Source organism: Komagataeibacter kakiaceti JCM 25156, assembly GCF_000613305.1.
Genome location: NZ_BAIO01000560.1, coordinates 1 through 1,414, shown reverse-complemented (window position 1 = coordinate 1,414; position 1,414 = coordinate 1). Strand labels below are relative to the sequence as shown.

Below are 1,414 nucleotides of genomic sequence, written 5' to 3'. Positions count from 1 at the left end.
CCGTCACGGGCCGACGCCGGATGCCGCCGGCGCCAGATGTGAACATGCAATCAGGCCGGGCCATCCCGTGCCGCCGGGTGGGCTGCCCGGTCCAGCCGATGAACAGTCACGCAGCAGGTTTCCAATGCCGAGCCGGAGAATGTCATGACCTCGAATCCCTCATCCGCCGTTTCCACCTACGATGTTGTCCTGATTGGCGGCGGCGTTATGAGCGCCACGCTGGGCGTGCTGCTGCGGCAGCTTGAGCCCAACCTGTCCATCGCCCTGTTCGGGCGGCTGGATGACGTGGCCCTGGAAAGTTCCAATGGCTGGAACAATGCCGGCACCGGCCATTCCGCCCTGTGTGAACTGAACTACACGCCGCTGCGCCCGGACGGGAACGTGGACATTTCCAAGGCCGTGAACGTGAACGAGGCCTTTCAGGTTTCGCGCCAGTTCTGGTCCTATCTGGTGGAATCGGGGCAGATCGCCTCGCCACGGGATTTCCTCAATCCCATCCCGCACATGAGCTTCGTGTGGGGGGCGGAGAACACGGATTTCCTGCGCAGGCGCCACACCGCGTTGCAGGAACATCCGCTGTTCTCGGGCATGTCGTTCTCGACCGATGAGGGGCAGTTGCGCCAGTGGATGCCGCTGGTCATGCACGACCGCAAGCCGGGTGAGCCGCTTGCCGCCACATGGCACCCGGCGGGCACGGACGTGAATTTCGGCGCGCTGACGCGCCGCCTTGTCGGCATCCTGAAGGGCAGGCCGGGCTTTGAACTCCATCTCGCCATGAGGTGGAAGACCTCAAGCCCGCCGGAAACAATGAATGGGACGTGTCGGTGCGCGCCCTGCATGGCGGGGCGGAGCGCAAGGTGCGCGCGAAATTCGTGTTTATCGGCGCGGGCGGCGGTGCGCTGCCGCTGCTGCAGAAAAGCGGCATACCCGAAGCGCGCGGCATTGGCGGCTTTCCCGTCAGCGGGCAGTTCCTGCGCTGCACCAACCCCGATATCGTGGCGCGCCACCACGCCAAGGTGTACGGCAAGGCTTCGGTCGGCGCGCCGCCCATGTCGGTGCCGCATCTGGATACGCGCGTGATCGACGGGCAGCGCGGCCTGCTGTTCGGGCCGTATGCCGGGTTCTCCACCAAGTTCCTCAAGCAGGGATCATGGCTGGACCTGCCACGCTCGATTCGCATGGATAATATCGGGGCGATGCTGGCGGTGGCGCGCGACAACTGGCCGCTGACCCGCTACCTGATCCAGCAGGTGCTCCAGTCCGCCGATGACCGGATCAAGCGTTGCAGGATTTCGTCCCCTCCGCGCGCAAGGAGGACTGGGAACTCATTACCGCGGGCCAGCGCGTGCAGGTGATCAAGAAAGACCCGACCCGGGGCGGCGTGCTCCAGTTCGGCACGGAGGTCGTGACCGGC

At 65.4% G+C, this 1,414-nt stretch carries 1 pseudogene; it reads left to right on the top strand.

Annotated features, from left to right (window positions below):
* Positions 1–207 precede the first annotated feature (207 nt).
* Positions 208–1,414 (top strand): annotated as a pseudogene (mqo, locus tag JCM25156_RS32750) (malate dehydrogenase (quinone)); the annotation flags it as partial.